A 17,108-nucleotide genomic window follows, 5' to 3' on the forward strand; every position below is an offset into this window, starting at 1 on the left:
TCGTCGCGTGGCCAGCCAGGTCAGGTCGGGCTAGTCCTAACGAGTGAAGAGTCATCAAGTTGCCGCGCGCGTGTCACGAGTCTGCTGCACTGTGCAGACAACGGACGGCGACCCCTGGGTCGGAGTCACCCTCAGTTGGCAATTGGCCGCGACTCAGGGGGATTCTCCGCATGGTTTCGCCGTTCCGCGCTGGTGCGCGTCTTCTTGTCGTCGTGGTTGCCAGCACCATGCTCTTTGCGGGCGCCGTGCCCGCTGAAGCCCTCTCTGCCACGCCGGACATTGGCGCTCCTGCCCATGCATTGAGTTCGCCAACGGGTCAGCGAGCGATCGCGGCGCAAGGCGATCTGAGGACGTTGACGTCCGCCGGCGCGTCCTCGGTCGGGATGAGCGTCGGGACGGTCACCACGTTCGCCGGATCGGGTGGCGCTGCAACTGCCGCAGGAACAGGAACTGGCGCGGTGCTCGACGCGCCCAACCTGAGTGTCGTCGGTGGTGCTGCGCTGTACGCGGCTGGCCCGGACTACCTGTCGAAGACGACGTTGTCCGGTGCGGTTGTGACGCTCGCGGGGGTTCCCGGTTCACCAGGCTGCGTCGACGGCTCCGCGGGAGTCTCGCGCTTCAGCCCCGCGACTGCGATCGCAGCGGATGAACTGTTCGTCTACACCTCGAGCGCCTGCGGCCTTCGGAAGACGTCTATCGCTGACTTCTCGACGACCACCATCTCGTCGTCGACCAGTCAGTTGCGGTCGATGGCTGCAGCGGGTGGCCTCCTGTATGCAATCACCGACTATCAGACGATCTTCCGTGTCGACTTGACCACGGGTGTCCTAACACCGTGGGTGGCGGTTACCGGCGGCTGCATGGGCGGATCGCTGTACGGGATCGCCACCGACGGTGTCAATGTGTTCGTGACGGAGAACGAGTACAACTGCAGTGGCTATGAAAGTGGCCGGTCCTTGCGAAAGGTCGATATCGCGACCGGCACGCAAGCCCTCGTCGTGTACAACGGCAATTTGGCCACCGCCCCCGGGCTCACCGTCCAGGCGGGCTCGGTGTATGCGCGGGCAGACATAGCCATCTGCACCGGAAGGGGCTGCGAGTACCCCACACGGTACGGACCACGACTCGCGCAGATCAACGTGAGCACGGGAGTGACGACCTACATCGCGGGCGCCTCGTCGGGCTACGCGAATGGCACCGGCACGGATGCGTGGTTCAGCGGCCTCGACAGCATCACCGGCGATGGCACCAACCTCTACGTCGCAGACGCTGGCAACAACCGTATACGCAAGATCGCTCCCGGTGTTGCATGGGCCGCTGGGCAACTTCCCTGGGTCAACTCGGCCGCGCCGATCTACAGCGGCGAAGTCACGACGCTTGCTGGCAACGCAACACCGACCACCATCGCAGGGACCGGCACTGCCGCCGGGTTCAACGGCACGACCGGCATCACCTACGGCGTAATCAGCAATGTCCCCACGGCGTTCGTCGGCACGGCGGACACCATCATGAAGATCAATGTCTCAACGAAAGCATCGAGCATCGTGGCGGGCTCGATCGGGCATCCCGACCGAGTCGATGGCGTTTCGGGCTCAACCTCGCGGGTGGCAAGCCCGACCGACCTCGTCACCGACGGTCACGACGTGTTCTTCATCCAGGGTGGTGTCCTGCGCAGGATGGCGATCGCCACCGGAGCAGTCTCCACGTTCTCCGCGATGAACATGTCGTTCGCGTCGTACAGCCACCTCACGATCGGTCCCGATGGCTGGCTTTACGCACTCTCGGGTGCCGTCTATCGCATCAATCCGGTCACGGGGGAGTCGAGTCTGTTCGCCTCGCCCAATGGCCCGAGTTGCGGCGGCGCGGACACGTTGGGCCTGACGGCGGACTCGACCACGCTGTACCTGGCCACCGATGACCTGAACTGCGGTGGCTACCCAGGAAAGCCATACGTTCAAGCATTTGCCTTGAACACGGGCGCGTTCGTGCGCAACTACCTAATCGCAGCCGATACACGGCTCATCAACTGGGCGAGCGGAGGTGTGGCGATCACCTCGGTCGGTAGTCAGCTGATTCTCGCGTATGCCGGCTACAACGGACTGTCCTACGGTCCCAACTACTGCTGGCCGGTCCAGGTGTTCTCGGTAGAGAAGGCAACCGGCAACAGCTCCGTCATCGCGGGAGCCGACCCATTGCCGCACGGCATCAACACGACGTTGGGATGCGACTTCCCCGACCAGGACGGTGTCGGTGCGCAAGCACAGTTCGCCGCAGTGAGTCAGATCGCCTCTAACGGGATCAATCTGTACCTCGCCGGCTCCAATGCGACGAACAACCGGGTGCGTGTCATCTCCGCGGTCAAGCCCTTCGGGCCGCCTCGATCGCTCACCAAGGAGCAGACGTTCGGCTGCGACTGCGACGCCGGGTCCTCCACGCGGAACCAGCGTCTAGTGGCTGATCCGGTGAACACCGCGACGGGCGGTCTGGTCGAGCGGTTCACCGACCTGACGGTCAGCTCGGTCGGTGTCCCGATCGACTGGACGCGGACGTACAACTCGCTGGACACCTTGAGCGGGCCATTCGGCCCGGGTTGGGCGTTCGGGTACGGCGCCAACCTGACGTCGAACTCGGCCGGGGAGGTCGTGTTTCGCGACGGTTCTGGTACGCAGACCCGCTTCAGCTCGGCCGCCGGAGGCTATGCGCCAGTGGATCCGGCCGTCTCGGCGACCCTGGCTGACGTACCGGGGGGATCCCGGACCTTGCGGATGCTGTCCGGGCAGACGATGACCTTCGACACCGCGGGGCGTCTGCTGGCGCGGGCTGATGAGCGTGGCCGTGGGCTGACGTTCGGGTATGTCGGTGATGTGCTGTCGACGATCACCGACGGTCTCGGCCAGACGCTGACCGTCACCTGGGACACCGGCACCGGTGCGGAGGCTCGGATCGCTTCGGTCGCGAGCTCGGATGGCCGTTCGGTGTCCTATGCCTACACGGTGACCGGGGGTGCGAAGCGTCTGACCGGTGCCACCGCGGTTGATGGCAAGCTGACGAAGTTCGCGTACAACACGGCCGGTTACCTGTCCCAGATCACCGACCCGCTGGGGAACCTGAGTGCGCGCAGCACGTACAACGCAGCGGGTCAGGTGATCAGCCAGCTGGACGAGACCGGCGCGAAGACGACGCTGGCCTATGACACCGCGACGCAGACCACGACGATCACCGACCCCACGGGTCGGACCCGTCAGGACGTGTACAGCGGGTACAACCTGATCCGGCAGATCGACGGCGACGGCAATGCCACCGAGATCTATTACTCGCCCGACAATGCCCCGGCCTTGACGGTCGACGCGCTGGGTCAGGAGTACCTCGATGGGTACGACGCGCACGACAACCTGATCAAGCGGACCTCCCCCGCACCGCAGAACCATGTGGAGTCCTGGACCTACGACGCCGCGGACCACCTCACCAGCTACACCGACCCCGAAGGCAACCTGACCGGCTACACCTACACCGCCAGCGGCCTGCTGCAGACGCTGACCGCGGCCGATGGTGGCGTCACGACTTACACGTACACCACGGGTGCGGGCGGCGTGCCGGCGGACCTGGTCGCCACGGCCACCGACCCGCTGAACCGCACCACGTCGTACGCGTACAACACGACCGGGGACATGACCTCGGTGACCACCCCGGCCGGTCGGGTCACCAGCTTCACCTACGACGCCGCGCACCGGATCCTGACGTCCACGACACCCAAGGGTGAGGTCACCACCTACACCTACGACGCCGCCGGACGGGTCCTAACCACGACCGACCCGCAGGCTGGGGTGACGACCAACGTCTATGACGCCGCCGGCCGGTTGACCAAGACCACGGATGCGATGGCTCGCTGGGTGTCCTACACCTACGACAAGGCCGACCGGCTGCTACAGACGAAGTATTCCTCGGGCCGGATCACCAAGCGCAGCTACGACACCGCCGGCCGGGTCGCGACGTCCACCGACGCGCGCGGGAAGGTCACTGCGTTCACCTACGACACTGCTGGGCGGCTGTTGACCTCGACCGACCCGCTGGGCGCGGTGACGACGAGCGCCTATGACGCCCTCGGGCAGCTCACGACCGTGACCGCCCCCGGTGGCGGGGTTACGACATATGCCTACGACGCGCTGGGTCAGCTGATCAGCGTGACGGACCCCGACGGCGTCACCCAGACCACCACCTACGACGCCCTGGGCAACGTCACCTCGAGCACCAACGAGGCCGGCGGCACCCAGACCACCAGCTACGACCCGCTGTCCCGAGTCGTGAGCTCCGCGGACAGTGACGGGGTCTCCACCCGCTACACCTACGACCTCGCCGGGCAGGTCACCGCGGTCGCCACAGACAGGTCAGGCAACGAGCCGATCCCCGGGTACGTCGAGGACCGCACCACCTTCACCTACGACGCCGACGGGAACCGCACCGGCACCACCGAGCCGCGCGGCAATATCCCCGGTGCCACCGCGGCCACCTATACCTCCACGATCGCTTACGACCTGAACGGACGCCCGGTCACCAGCACCGACCCGCTAGGTCGCGCGGCGGCCACGACGTACGACGCGCTCGGCCGCCCAGTCACGGTGACGGACCCCATCGGCAAGGTCACGACCACCGCATACGACAAGATCGGGCGGATCACCCAGGTCACCGGGCCGGCGGGCGCGATCACGAAGTACGCCTACAACGCAAACAGCAACCTCACCCAGGTCACCGACCCGCGCAGCCGCCTCACCAAGTACACCTACGACGCGGCCGGCAACACCCTGACCAGCACCAACCCCCTGGGTCGGGTCACCGCGATGACGTACGACGACGCCGGCCGTCTCGCCAGCACCACCAAACCGTCGGGCACCGCGACCACGACCGTGGCCGGCGACTCGATGCTCAGCTACACCTACGACACCGCCGGTCGCCTCGCGGGTGTGGACTACAGCGACACCACCCCCGACCTGAGCTACACCTACACACCGGCCGGGCGACCTGACGTCCTGAGCCGCGCCGCTGACGCCCTCGGCGACGCGAGCATCGACTACACCTACGACACCGCCGGCCGCCCCACAGCAGTCGACCGCACCGGGCCCCGGCCTACCACCGCGGCGTACGCCTACACCCCGGCGGGCCGGGTCACCGGCGCATCGTGGTCCACCGGCCAGGGAGTGGCCTACGCCTACAACACCGTCGGGCAGATCACCACGGTCACCCCCTCCGGCGCGGCGAACCTCCCCGCCATCAGCCTTGGGTATGACGCGGCCGGGCGCACCACCACCGTCACCCGCGCCGGCACGACACCCACCGTCAGCACGTCGACCTACGACGCCGCCGGCCAGCTCACCGCCCTGAACCACAGCGCCGGAACCGCGGTCATCGCGGACTACCAGCTGGTCCGCGACCCCCGCGGGTTCCCGACCCAGGTCACCAGCAAGCTCCTCAACCCCGCCACCGGGGCCCCGGCGACCGCGACGAACCTGTACACCTATGACGCGAACGGGTGGCTCACCAGCGAGTGCACCCCTGCCGCCGGGACCACCTGCACCAGCGCCTCACCCAAGACCGCGTACACCTACGACACCGCCGGCGTCCGCAAGAGCACCGCCGTCACCCGTCTGTCCGGGACGACCCCGCAGACCACCACCACCACCTACGGGTACGACACCGCCGACCAGCTCCTGACCCTCAAGGTCGGCACCACCACCAACACCACCAACACCTGGACCACCGACGGCCAGATCGCCGCCACCACCACCGCCGCCGGTACCCGCACTTACAGCACCAACCTCGCCGGCGAGGTCGCCACTGTGACGCTCGAGGACAACCGCACCATCGGCTACTCCTACGACCCCACCGGCAACCGCACCGCCCGCACCACCGACAACGCAATCGGCACCACCTGGGCCTGGGACGACCTCATCGGCCTGTCCATGCGCATCGGGGAGTACGACACCACCGGCGACCTAACCACCAGCTGGCTGCCCGACCCCACCTCCAGCACCGGCGCCACCTACGCAGCAACCACAGCAGGCACCTCAAGCTGGCTCCTGCAGGACCCCTACGCCAACACCATCGCGACCCTGCCCTCCACCGGCAACATCACCGGAGCCCGCACCCAGGCTGTCGACGCCTTCGGCAACCCCATCACTACCGCCACACCCGCCGGTTCTATCGGGTTTGCCGGTCAGTACAAAGACGGCGCGACTGGGCTGTATGACGTGCGCGCTCGCGACTACGACACACGCACCGGCCAATTCCTGTCCATCGACCCACTCGTCGACGTCACCCGCCAGCCGTACGCCTACGGCAACAACAATCCCCTTGTGTTCGTAGACGCCACTGGTAACGCGGCCACCGATGGCGACTCGGCCGGAACCGCAGCTGCCCTAGGGCTTCTCATGGGACTCCTGGACATCGCGCCACGCCTCGCCCCGACGCCAGGCACCATGGTGGTCGCGACGCAATATCAGACCCAAATGACTACGCAGAACACGCTGGCCGCGTATGGCCCCACATACGGAAGTCTGCGACTCCTTAACCCCGCTGCGGCGACGTTCACTGACGGCTATCAAGAGGGTGGCTTTGGGCTGGCGGTCAACAGATTCAATCCGCTCTACCGTATGCTCGAGAACGGATCAAGTGCCTTCGGCCAGGCCGAGAACGGGTGCATGTTCGGCGCAATGCGATCGGCGGTCCATGCAGGGGCCGACGCCGCCGACGTCGCATTGTTGGCGGCGGGAGGTGCTGGCGGAGCAAGGGCAATAGCGGGCCGCGCGGCTTCTTCAACCGCCGCGTTGAAGGTGCCCAATGTTCTTCGAGTCGGTGAGGTGAACCTTCCCGCGGTCCCGAAGGGAGCGGCAGGCAAACCAACGACATCAGGCAAGGGCTTGGAGTACGATATCCCACCAGGTACACCGGAGCTCCACGAAAAAGTTGTGAGCGTGCGAATCATGGACCCAGTCACAAGCGGTAGATACCATTACCCGAAGGGATACGCCGTCTATATGAACGAGGCAGGGCAGTCGGTCAATCCACTTACCGGAAGAGTGGTAGCCAGGTCCGACCCCTTCGCACATATCCCGTTGTCATGATGAACATATCTGACCTACTCAGCCCAGATACTGCTCACCGGTGGGAAGAAGGTTCTCTTGAGCTGAACCCGCTGACTGAGGAAGACGCGCTCCAGGAGGCGCAGATGCTCGGCCTCCGCTTCGACGCGGTCGCCGGGGTCGTCGGAATCCTGTTCGAACTTCGCCAAGCGCTGCAGCTGCAAGAGGCGAATACAGGTGTGCTTGTTGCGTACGGCGTCCGAGAGTTGACGTGGTCAGGGCCGGCTCGTGATGCAAAGCTTACGGCCTGGAGCGTGGGGAGCTCGAAACCAGCATCCAAGAATGGCCTGTTCGACCTAAGTCTCGATATGTGGCCTCAGCCCGGTGCGCGGCTGGCCGTGACGGCCGAGCGCGCAGCGTTCTTCCTAGGCAACGTCCAAGGACTCTTGGATGCGCCACCGGATTACACCGAGCACGACCGCGCGGCTGTCGCTGGACTGGTTGCAGATTGGGAGTCACTGTTCGAGACCCTAAACGCTACGTTCCTAAACCCTGACCACCGGGTATCCAGCGGTGGTGCTACCGCGTAGCTGCATGCAGCCCTGCGGCTATGCGGAGAAGTTCAGCGGCGGCAGCGGTCGCCTCGGCACGGAGGTCCGCGCCTCCAGGTTGACGTCATCGGACGGCAGTCGTGAGGGTCAGGCGCCTTGGACTGGCCCTCCGCGCGCAGTTGGCCGCGACAGAAGCCCGCTCAAGGACTCAAGACACGTGTGTCTTCAGAGCGCGCCGGCACGCGCTCGCCGGACGTGAAAGTCAGGTGTATGCAAAGAGCCGATGGATGGGAACGGACCGGACCTTGTCCTGGAGCTCGGAGTAGTAACCCACTTGGTGAAGCCACCAGTGGGACGAAGGAACGACGTGGACGCAGATCTCGCCGTGAGCGTCGACTGGCTCGGAGACGCCGACGAACCAGAACCACTCTCCCGCCGTGTTCCGTGAGCGCAAGGCTCGACCACTGAGTGCGCCGCCCTCACGCGCAGCGACCGGGCGCAAGACAGGAGGCCGGGTCGCATCGAGACGCACGCGGTCCAGCCATGAGCGTTTCGGGTCCATCGCACCGAGCGGCGTCGGGATCGACTCGCCGGGCACTCGAGCGTCCCTGTACGCCCACGCGTACTCGACTGGCCACCACTGCATGACCGGGTTGCGCGACGGATTGGCCTTCCAGGTCCAATAGTGGAGCGGCGCGCACACGGCCAGAGACTCGTGGAGCGCACCGTCCCCGGAAAACTCGACGACCTCACGCTCGGGCCGAAGAAGCACCTGCCCATCGATGAAGTACCGGTTGGGGATGCCGATCGTCAGTTCGTCACCGACCTCTAGGTCGAGCACGTACGCAGCGGGGACCGGGTGCCGCGCCGGCGGCGGCACCGTCTGCCACGTCACGTCCTCGAACGCGAAGAAGTCGGCGTCCATCATGACCATGCTCGCAGGTTGACTCCACGCTGGAGCATGAACGGCTCCGCGTCGACCGGCTCCCCATCGACGTGCACCTCGAAGTGGTAGTGCGGCCCGGTGCCGATACCGCTGCCCCCAGACAGAGCGATGATCTGCCCGCCCTGGACCTCCTCGCCGGGCGTCACCAGGGCCTCCGACAGATGCAGGTGCTGGGTCTCGATGCCGTCGGCGTGCGCGATCGTGACAGTCAGCCCACCACCCGAGGTCCACAAGACACCGCCGACGACGCCCACCGTGGGGGACGCGATCGGTGTCCCCACGGCGGCGTGAAAGTCGGTGCCGGCGTGCAGGCGCCACTCGCGGTAGATGGGATGGAACCGGCTGCCGAAGGCCGATGTGATCCTGGACTGCAGTGGTGCCGTCCACGCGCCGGTCGGAATGATCTGCCCCCCGAGGCTCGAGCCAGGACGTGTCGCCGAAGCAAGCTGAAAGCTCGACGAGCAGAACGCGTCGATGTCCACACCGCTCGCCCGGAAGTCGGCGGCCGTCACGACGCCCGGAGGATCGCTCCCCGGTGCCACCCCGGTGCCGGGAGCCGGAGCCAACGCGCCCGCAGGGACGCCGTCGATGAGTGCATCCACGATCACGGCTGCCCGGTCCTCGTGCTTCGCATAGGCATCGGGGAAGGCCGAGCGCTGAACGCTTTGTGCCGCAACCGTGACCGGTAGGTCCGCCCACCCGTACACGTCGAGCAGACCGGCGGGGGACGCCTTCCCGGCCGATGGATGGAAGTGCGGCGAGGTCGCGCCGCCGAAGAATGCCAGTGCGGCGAAACGAGGATCGAGCACCTGCTGAGCTGTGCCCCATCCCTGCGACGGGCGCTGCTGGAAGAGCCCGAGTGAGTCGCGGTCGCCGTGGTCGAGGTTCTCGAGCCCGGACTCCTGCAACGCCGTGGCGATCCCCACGATGAGGCCACGTCGCCCGACGCCGGCCTCAGCGCCAGCTGCGACGATCGCCTGAGCGTTCGCGATCTTGTCGGCATCGTCTCGACCGAACCCGGCGACGGGCCCGCCGGTCGGGATGACGGGCTTCTGGTCGACGGGCGGCGGCTGGTACGCGGCTTCGTCCACCATGTAGCCCAGCTCGGTGCACGCGTTCGCTGCCACAGCGTCCTGGTCCGTCCCAGACACCAGGGTCGCGGCCGTCACCGCCACGAACACCGCTGCCCCACCGACCGCGAGGCCGGCAGCGACGAGCTTCGGCCAGTGGCGCGCGAGCCAGCCGACGGCCCGGGTCTTACCCCAGACGACGAGCCAGGCGGCGAACGCTTCCAAGGGCTCCCCTCCGCATCAGTCCACCGGCTCGACACGGGAGACGAGCCACGTGCTGCCATCCGGATCGGTGACGACATGCACACGCACCCAGGGACCGGTCGTCGGCACGTCGAGCACGCCTTCCTCGGCATTCATCGCCACCTGCCGCGGCTCTCCGCGAACAGTGACGTCGGGCGTGCTCGACGGCTCCGTCATGCTCAGACCCGTCGACCACAACTCAGTCGTAGCCAGCGGTCGCACGCCGGCAGACCACGTCTGGACGTCGAGGTCCGGCCGGGCCCAAGCGGCGACGAATGCTGCGGCGGTATCCGCTGCGCGCGCGGAGGCGTCATCGTCGGCGGGGTCGACGCTCAGCTCGTCGGTCGCAGAGTTCTCGTTTGCGACTGTGCTCGTCGGCGTGCTGGAGGACGATGGAGATGTGTCATCCGTGGATGGCATCGGAGACGCCGTGGTTGCCACGGGCGCTGCTGAACTTGCGTCGTCGTTCGTCTCTCCGATGACGAAGACACCGACCAGCGCCAGAACGACGACAGTGGCGAACCGCGCCGGCGAGTAGAGCGGCCAGCGAATGATCGGGGCGATTGCTCCCCACATCAGCGGAACTCCTCCGATCCAGCTCCGTTCGTGCGAGCCGTCGTCGGCGGTCGCCAGATCTCGAAGACCGGGTTCCCCTCGCCGTCGTATCTCGTGGTGGCCTCGACGATGCCGGTCGGCAGCTCGGTCGAGCGTCCGATGAGCTCGCCCCTGGGGATGCGCTTGTCGACGGGAGCCGCGAGGTCGACGTCGCGGTCGTTCGCGCCCGTCGCCGGGTGTCTCAGCAGTTCCGTGGCCCCGCTGTCCCGGCCGCGCACGGGTGCAGACGTCCTTGCGGGCAGGATCGACGCCGCAGTGCCCGAGTCGGGAGCGCCCGTGAAGGTCTCTCGCGGACGTGTCGTGGCAGTGCTCTGCTCAGACACGGCACCAACAGCAGCCAGCTCTCGACGGGTGCGGCGCGAGAGCGACTGTCCGGGTGCTTGCCCCGTGGGCATCTCATTGCTGCGGCCGATCGGCTGGCTCACTGCGGGCGGCAGGACGGCGACCTCGTGCAGCTCGCGGGGGAGTGCCGCTGGGAGCTCGCGCGGACGTTCGGTGCCTGCCGTGATCGCCAGCGTGTCGCCCGTCGCCACCGGCGCACTCTTGACGTTGCCGGACTGGGTGGACCCGCGGCCGGAGGTCGGCTGGCGAGGGGAGGCGACCGCACCGTCGTTGCCCTGCGCGTCATCGACGCCCTCGCGGACGGCATGTCGTGTCACGGACGCGTTCAGGAGCGTCCCCAGCCCGAACCTCGCCATGCGGCGCGCTGCTCGTGAGCCTGGAATTGCGGCGCCAGGACGCAGAAGTTTGAACAGGACGAACGGGATGGCCGCGACGATCACGAGCTTGAGCCCGAAAGCGATGTCGGAGTCGAGCACCGCCGTATCGAGCAGTAGGTTCGCGAGCGCGGCGATGAAGAAGGCCGGCCCGAGAATGATGAACCGCCCGACCTGCTTGAGCACGCCGAGGACCCAGTCTTGTGCGGCGTAGAGAAGGCCCAGGACGCCGAACGCAGGCGCCAGCGGGACGAACACGCGGGTCACGACGTAGGCGACGACGATGAAGACCGCGGCGACCACGAGGAACGGCATCATCAGCGCCACCCGCAGCGCGACTGTTCCAGCTGCGTCCCACCGGCCGTTGTTTCCCGTGAGCTGTTGGTATGCCCCCGAGTCGTCGCGCTCAACCGCGGCCGCGGTCGAGACCCAGAGAGCCTTCTTTGCGTCAATGATCGCTTGGCCGGCGTCGGGGTCATCCCTGACGGTCTCCGCCTCGCTCCACGACAGGTGCGATGCCTGAAACAGCTCGGGGCCGTGTGCTCGGGCGACCGCACTGTCGGAGGAGCCGAGCGTGCCCTCGAGCCACGCTTCGTAGAACGTGTCGCGGTTGATCGTGTCGAACATGTCGTCGAGAGCCGCCTGCGCCTGGTTCGTGCTCTCGCGAGCTGGGGGATCGGAGGTCTCGTTCGTCGCGCCGATCGCCCGAGCCGACGTGGCGATCGTCGTCCGCACGAGCTCGTCGACGGCACGGGCCGAGGACACCGGGTAGCTCATGACGTACGTGGCACCCACGAGAACCAGCAACGCCCAGCCGACCGTGGTGACCGCGGAGGAGACCTCGGCGCGCATAGCGGCGATGAGCACGCCCGCGGCGACCAGGATCAGGATCGCGCTGAGCCACGGGTCCCAGAACCCGCCCTTGATCGCGCTGGTTGCGCTCGTCAGGACCCCGTCGAGCGGGGAGAGGAAGTCGGGAGTCACGACGAGGCTGAACAGCCCGTGCGTGAACGCCGAGACTGATGCGCTGCCGCCCAGCAGCACGTTCGCCATGTCGGTCTGCGCCTGCGGCAAGACGTCCGAGCCTGGCAGGCAGCCGTTGTCGTAGTTGACCCACTGGTAGGAGTAGCCGTAGACGTCGGCGATCTTCACGTTCTGGTTGGCGAACGGGTCGCCGCCGCTCGCCGTGGCGGGCTCTCCGTAGAACTTGCCCGACAAGCCGGCGAAGGGTGATGTCGGCTCAGGCGCCGCCGCGCACGCCTTCATCGCGACCGGGCCGATCGTCGCGACGGGAGCCGCACTGGCAGCAAGCGCAGGACCCGCGATCGTCAGACCGAGGGCGAGCACCAGACCAGTCGCGGCGCGGCGGATCATGCTGCGCCCTCCTCCGCGACGAGCTCGAGCGCTCGGCGCTTGGTCGGATCTGCCGTGGTGTTCAGGGCCACGGTCAGGCGGTCGTGGTTGCTGTAGTCGACACGGATCTTCTCGACGCCGCCCTTGCCGTCCTCGCCGCCCATGCCGTCACGGAAGATGAACTCCCTCGGTGTGCCGGTGATCTCGGAACGGCGGGAGCGGCGAGAGAGCTTCGCGAACTCTGCCTCGTACCCGACGCCCACGGGCAGGCCGAGCAGCCGGCAGTTGTGCGCCTGGGCTTCCTCGTCAGTCGTCTTCCCGACGAACGCGGCGCCGACGAAGTTGTTGATGTTCTGCCCGATGACGTTCGCGGCGTTCTGGGTGGAGACCAGTGCGGCGATGTCGTGCTTGCGGGTGTCGGTGGCGACCTTCTGCACGAGTGTGCGGCCCGTCGAGACAGCGGTGATCTCGTGTACCTCGTCGAGGAACATGCCTTTGCGCTCGTGGAAGTCGGCTCGGTAGACGGATCGCAGCGCCGACCACGCAGCAAGCGACATCACCGGACGGCTCATCAGCTCGTCGTAGGACCACTCGTTCTTGGGCTTGCTCTCGTCGATCTGAGAGAGCCCTTTCAGGCTGAAGAACGTCATGCGTCGGTCGCTCAGCGCATCCCCGTGGTTGCCACCAGACGGAGTCGCGAAGAACAGGCGCGACAGCTCGCGCTCCGACGCCTCGCGCAGCCGACGCACGACGCGGGAAGCCAAGTCGTGGTCGCCATCAGCGTTGTGGTTGAGCGCGATGAGGACCCCGTGCGCGGTCGAGTACGGCCGAGCCTCGGCGCGGGACACGGCGTCGCGGAGGATCGACAAAGCGGCAGGGTCGTTCTGGTCCTCCGCGGGCAGGCACCATCGCAACGTGTCGGTCATCAGGTCGCGGCGCTGAGCCTCGGCAGCGGACTTCGCGAGCGAGACCGCGTGGTGCGGGTCGGGCTCGTCCCGGAACCACTCCAGCTGCGGCTCAGGGACCAAGGCGTAGGGGTTGAGCGCACCGGGCTCGGACTGCAGCAGGTTGACTGCTCGGGCGACGCCCCGGAACTCGGGCAGGTCGGCCAGCGCGCCGAGCCGGCCGGACGGATCCAGGACCGTCCACGGCACGCCCTGGGCGCCGGTCTTGTAGACGATCCCGCCGGCGAAGAAGCTCTTGCCCGCCCCCAGGCCGCCGACGATCGGCACCAGACCCGAGCCCTCCACGACCTCGGGGCCGTACCAGGGGTCCCAGGTGACCGGGCGCTCCGCGAACCCGCTCGTGTAGCCGATCAGCACGCCACGCTTATCGCCCACCTCGGCCGTGGCCGCGGGAACGCCGGCGGCCAGCTTGAGGATCGGCAGGTGCCGGGTGTGGCCCGTGTTCGCCAGCGGCTCCATCGGAACGAACTCGCGCGCGAGACGGAACTGGTCGAACTCGCGCTCGATCTTGATGGCCGGTTTGTAGATCTTCTGCACGACCGCCGCCCGCTGGAGCGCTTCCTCCTGCGTGGGTGCCGACACGGCGATCCGGTACCAACCGCGAGTGCGCGTCGAGAGACCATCGAAGCCGGAGCGCTGCTCGTCCTCGACCGCGGAGGCCCGCTCGGCCTGGCGGGCAAGTTGGCGAGGAGGCTGCTTGCCGTGGTCATCGAGGTAGTGGTCGCGCTGGGCCAAGACGCGGTCAGAGAGCTTGTTCATCTCCTTCGAGGTCTCGTGCGAGGAGCGCACGTCGACGCGGAAGGCCCACTCCACGGGGAAGGGCAGCTTGTCGGTCTTGGCGATCCAGGGCTCGTCGACCTCGGGAATGTGCAGCTCGCCCATCCGCCCCACCGTCAGGACGACGACGTGCCGGGTGATGGGCTGCTCGCCCATCGTCGAGTCGATCCGCACCGACTGCGCCAGCGGCTCGGCGCTCCAGTGGGTGGCGCCGATGAACTCGTGCAGATCCTCCTTGGACCAGTGCACCTCCTCCACGGTGTCCTGCACCGGAGCAGGGCACCCGAGCGCGAACGAACGCGCCAGGAGCCACGCCATGTCATTCCCGACGGCGGGGATCGCGTCCACGCCCGGGCCGGCCATGACGTCGTCGACCTCGTCCAGCCGACGCTGCAACGCTTCGAGCTCGCGCCGTGCGACGTCGCGGATCATCCGGCCGGTCAGGTCCACTGCCGAGGACCGCGAGCCCAGGTCGACGCCGAGGTACACGAGCTTGTCGCTCTGCATCCGCGACGAGAGCTGAACCTGGTCCCGCTCGAGAATCTTGGCGAACCCTTCGGTCGGCGCCGGCGAGTTGTTCCACGCCGCCTCCGCCCAGGTCTCCACCGCGTACGGCCGCGTGGTGATCCGCCCGTACACGGTCCGGCCGACGAGCTCGGCGATCTGCGAGGCGTGCGCCTCGATCAGGGACTCGCCGTCAGCGACCGTGCGGAAGCTCCACCGCTGCGGGTCGAGCAGGTACCAGGCCACCATCCGCTTGTCGGAGAACGTGACGTGGTTCGCCACACGGGATAGTGCCCACTTCATCGGGCTCGTCAGTCTCGGCGCGTCAGGGTTTCGGCCCCGGCCCTTCGCCTTCTTGGCCGAGGTCGGCAACGGGCTCTCGACCAGATCCTCGTCTGGGTCGTAGATGATCGCGGCGTCTTCGTCCAGGTCCTCGTCCGCGTCCGGCCGACGGCCGAACAGCGACGTGAGTTTGAGCTGCATCATTCCCCCTTGTGTGCAGCGGACTTCCAGTTCGCGTACGACCGCCAGCGCCGGCGGCGGCCGAGTGGCAGTGGATGGGCGTCCTCGATCGCGGTGGTCCGAGAACGGAACGCGGACGGGCGACGAGCGTGCAGCCCCTTCAGGGGCACGCGAGTCGCGGTCAGCTCGTGCCAGAACGTCGTCACCAGGACGCCGATCGGGCGCTCGTGCGTGGTCTTGTCGACGATCCACTGCGACAGGCGCAGCGAGATCAGGACCGTCAGGGCGACCGACAGGAGCGTGAACCCGATGCCGGTCTTCACCAGGAAGGCGAGGCCGACCAGCACGACCACCGGCGTGACCGCGATCATCCGGTAGCGCAGCCGTCCGATGTAGTACCCCGGCGGACCGAGGTACGTCTGGTCGACGTCGTAGATCTCGTCGTCGTCCGGCAACCGCATGGTCAGCCCGCGTGCACCAGGCTGACGAGCCACTGCCCGACGTCGTCGGACGAGCCAGACACGACCATGGCAAGGAACGCGATCCCGACCAGGCTGACGCCGATCTTGGTCACGGCCTTGGAGATGTTGCCGGCGTTGCCGGCCCACAGAACACCGATCGCGATGACGATCAGGATGAGCGGAACAACGTTGTCCTGGATCCATTGAGCGATGCCGCCGGTACCGAGCATGATCCTGCCCCTGTCTCTAGTCGTACAACGTGCAACACGTTACACGACGTGTCTGGTTGTCGCTAGGAAGTTGCTGCCGGTGTGTGAGTGATGGTGTGGCGGCTCGCTCGCGGCTTCGGTTCACGACCGCACTGGCTGAGCCGAGCTGGCGGTGTCCCACGCGGGGCTATCTACGCCGTGCCCTTCACGGGCGCGATGACGCGCTTCCTTCGCATCCAGTGTCGGCATTGCTGCCGATTGCCCGCAGACGACGCGCCGAGTTGAGAGCGAATTCCCGGCTATGCCTCAGCCTGCTCCGCGAGGTACGCGCGAGCCTGCTCGGCGCTCTCGAAGCCGGCACGGGCGGTGCGGTCGATGTAAGCGACCATGCTCTTGGAAAGGCCGACGTCGGCGGCGACGGAGCCGAGAGATGCGCCCTGCGTTGCGAGCATCGCCAAGATCTCAGCGTCGCGTGCCATGCGGGCCTCGCGCTCCAGCTCTGCTGCTTCGTTCTGACGAGCAATGGCCTGCCGGGCGCGGTCGCGGTGAATGTCGTACTGCGAGCGGATGCCGTCGACCATGGATCGACTCTATCGGCCAAGTGTGCAATACGTTGCACACCAGCCTCCTTCGTCTGTTGCGCCCAGGCGAGGTGCCTGGGAGCACGGCGGCTGGACTTTGGGCGGACGACGGACGAGATCGCTATTGGCTCGAACTCGCAACGGCGTACGCGTGCGTATGGCGCTTCCCCGGCCTGCCTATTCCGCTGCGAAAGAGGGCTGCTCACCTGTCCCCGGGGCGGGCGGAACGTATCGCTCCAGAATCTCGCCAAAGGCATGCGCGGCCAGCAGCACGAGGCTGAGGGCACCGGTGAACACTGCGACCCCGGACGTCGTGCCCGACCGATCCACGACCCCGCCTAGGACAAGCAGGGAGATCACCGCCCCGCAAACGATCGACGTGGCGGCCGTGAGGTCGTTTGCGATCCACAACCGCGCCTGTCCGCGCGCGCGATGCCGCGCAGTGACCGGAGGCGGCCCGAACGCAAGACCGCCTGACACCGCCAGCAGGATGAACGGCGCAGTCGTCAGCACAGCCGAGTACAAGTCCACGCGTGAACCCTGCCCGAGGACGCCGGGGACGAGCTCCGGGACACTCCGGCA

11 protein-coding genes are annotated in these 17,108 nt (G+C 67.2%); 2 read left to right on the forward strand and 9 right to left on the reverse strand.

The genetic code is table 11. The annotated features are described in order from the left end of the window. Positions 1–170 precede the first annotated feature (170 nt). Together HP550_RS19890 and HP550_RS19895 are read left to right on the forward strand one after the other, a co-directional pair. Positions 171–7,115 (forward strand): DUF6531 domain-containing protein, encoded by a 6,945-nt coding sequence (locus tag HP550_RS19890; protein ID WP_175349375.1) that lies wholly within the window; start codon positions 171–173, stop codon positions 7,113–7,115. Beyond that, positions 7,112–7,663: a hypothetical protein gene (locus HP550_RS19895; RefSeq protein WP_175349376.1), complete on the forward strand. Its 552-nt coding sequence runs from the start codon at positions 7,112–7,114 to the stop codon at positions 7,661–7,663. Before HP550_RS19890 ends, HP550_RS19895 begins: the two co-directional genes overlap by 4 nt. Before the next feature lie 223 nt (positions 7,664–7,886). On the opposite strand, the gene HP550_RS19900 is transcribed toward HP550_RS19895, so the two are convergent. From HP550_RS19900 to HP550_RS19940, 9 genes are all read right to left on the reverse strand, one after another. Beyond that, a complete protein-coding gene (locus tag HP550_RS19900) occupies positions 7,887–8,558 on the reverse strand; it encodes a hypothetical protein (protein WP_175349377.1) in 672 nt (223 codons plus the stop codon). After that, positions 8,549–9,865, reverse strand: a complete 1,317-nt coding sequence (locus HP550_RS19905; protein WP_175349378.1) for a M23 family metallopeptidase — start codon at positions 9,863–9,865, stop codon at positions 8,549–8,551. The genes HP550_RS19900 and HP550_RS19905 overlap by 10 nt, the downstream gene beginning before the upstream one ends. Positions 9,866–9,880: 15 nt before the next feature. Further along, entirely contained in the window at positions 9,881–10,459 is a 579-nt protein-coding gene (locus tag HP550_RS19910) for a hypothetical protein (RefSeq protein ID WP_175349379.1), read from the reverse strand. After that, positions 10,459–12,588, reverse strand: a complete 2,130-nt coding sequence (locus HP550_RS19915) for a hypothetical protein (RefSeq protein WP_175349380.1) — start codon at positions 12,586–12,588, stop codon at positions 10,459–10,461. Before HP550_RS19915 ends, HP550_RS19910 begins: the two co-directional genes overlap by 1 nt. Then, positions 12,585–15,299 (reverse strand): ATP-binding protein, encoded by a 2,715-nt coding sequence (locus HP550_RS19920; RefSeq protein ID WP_175349381.1) that lies wholly within the window; start codon positions 15,297–15,299, stop codon positions 12,585–12,587. The genes HP550_RS19915 and HP550_RS19920 overlap by 4 nt, the downstream gene beginning before the upstream one ends. Next, on the reverse strand, positions 15,296–15,736 hold the full coding sequence (locus HP550_RS19925; RefSeq protein WP_210768279.1) for a hypothetical protein: 441 nt from the start codon (positions 15,734–15,736) through the stop codon (positions 15,296–15,298). Before HP550_RS19925 ends, HP550_RS19920 begins: the two co-directional genes overlap by 4 nt. A gap of 2 nt (positions 15,737–15,738) precedes the next feature. Continuing rightward, positions 15,739–15,966, reverse strand: a complete 228-nt coding sequence (locus HP550_RS19930) for a hypothetical protein (RefSeq protein ID WP_175349383.1) — start codon at positions 15,964–15,966, stop codon at positions 15,739–15,741. Positions 15,967–16,244: 278 nt separating this feature from the next. Then, on the reverse strand, positions 16,245–16,526 hold the full coding sequence (locus tag HP550_RS19935) for a hypothetical protein (RefSeq protein WP_175349384.1): 282 nt from the start codon (positions 16,524–16,526) through the stop codon (positions 16,245–16,247). A 177-nt stretch (positions 16,527–16,703) separates the two neighbouring features. After that, entirely contained in the window at positions 16,704–17,057 is a 354-nt protein-coding gene (locus HP550_RS19940) for a hypothetical protein (RefSeq protein ID WP_175349385.1), read from the reverse strand. Positions 17,058–17,108 lie beyond the last annotated feature (51 nt).

It is taken from the genome of Cellulomonas humilata, from assembly GCF_013359775.1.
GTDB classification, from domain to species: Bacteria; Actinomycetota; Actinomycetes; order Actinomycetales; family Cellulomonadaceae; genus Cellulomonas; species Cellulomonas humilata.

What these genes read in the sequence shown, in the direction of transcription:
- HP550_RS19900 (WP_175349377.1), bottom strand. Translation starts at nt 8,558, where the DNA reads ATGGTCATGATGGACGCCGACTTCTTCGCGTTCGAGGACGTGACGTGG.
- HP550_RS19890 (WP_175349375.1), top strand. Translation starts at nt 171, where the DNA reads ATGGTTTCGCCGTTCCGCGCTGGTGCGCGTCTTCTTGTCGTCGTGGTT.
- HP550_RS19895 (WP_175349376.1), top strand. Translation starts at nt 7,112, where the DNA reads ATGATGAACATATCTGACCTACTCAGCCCAGATACTGCTCACCGGTGG.
- HP550_RS19930 (WP_175349383.1), bottom strand. Translation starts at nt 15,966, where the DNA reads ATGCTCGGTACCGGCGGCATCGCTCAATGGATCCAGGACAACGTTGTT.
- HP550_RS19925 (WP_210768279.1), bottom strand. Translation starts at nt 15,736, where the DNA reads ATGCGGTTGCCGGACGACGACGAGATCTACGACGTCGACCAGACGTAC.
- HP550_RS19910 (WP_175349379.1), bottom strand. Translation starts at nt 10,459, where the DNA reads ATGTGGGGAGCAATCGCCCCGATCATTCGCTGGCCGCTCTACTCGCCG.
- HP550_RS19935 (WP_175349384.1), bottom strand. Translation starts at nt 16,526, where the DNA reads ATGGTCGACGGCATCCGCTCGCAGTACGACATTCACCGCGACCGCGCC.
- HP550_RS19920 (WP_175349381.1), bottom strand. Translation starts at nt 15,299, where the DNA reads ATGATGCAGCTCAAACTCACGTCGCTGTTCGGCCGTCGGCCGGACGCG.
- HP550_RS19915 (WP_175349380.1), bottom strand. Translation starts at nt 12,588, where the DNA reads ATGATCCGCCGCGCCGCGACTGGTCTGGTGCTCGCCCTCGGTCTGACG.